This is a genomic window from Vibrio sp. 2130-1, assembly GCF_033339515.1.
The window spans coordinates 1-519 of the sequence record NZ_JAWOUT010000724.1 but is presented as its reverse complement, the minus strand read 5'-3'; the positions used below and the strand labels follow the sequence as shown (position 1 = coordinate 519).

At 44.3% G+C, this 519-nt stretch carries 1 protein-coding gene; it reads left to right on the top strand.

Annotation, left to right across the window (positions count from 1 at the left end; genetic code table 11):
• The coding region (locus tag R7Q09_RS28355; protein WP_318144233.1) for a MaoC family dehydratase at nucleotides 1–500 on the top strand (500 nt) is incomplete at its 5' end.
• Nucleotides 501–519 lie beyond the last annotated feature (19 nt).

The following is a 519-nucleotide window of genomic DNA, read 5'->3' as shown; positions in this document are numbered from 1 at the left end:
TGGCTCCTCAACCTGCGCCGATTGTTCTTCAGCCAGAAGCTCAAAAACTGTATGACGAGTTAAGCGGTAAGATCGGTGAAGTGATCCATACGGGTGGCTGGGTTCATGTATCTCAAGAGCGTATCAATCAATTTGGTGCGGTAACAGAAGATATGCAATGGATTCATACTGACCCAGAGCGTGCATCTGTTGAATCACCTTTTAAAACAACCATTGCGCATGGTTTCCTGACGTTGGCTCTACTGCCTAAACTGACGGACTCAGTTGATGCGGATAAACCATTATTTCCGACAGCGAAATTGGTTGTGAATCTAGGCTTGAACCAAGTGCGTTTTCCTTACCCAGTTAAAGCTGGTAACAACGTGCGTGCAGTAAGTACACTGACTAAAGTAACGCCTATCAAGAAAGGTTTAGAGATCGAGCGTGAAATCAAAGTGGAAATTGAAGGCGTAAGACGCCCAGGTGCGGTAGTGGTATCTGTGATTCAATTGCTCTTCTAAAACATATTCGAATCAATAA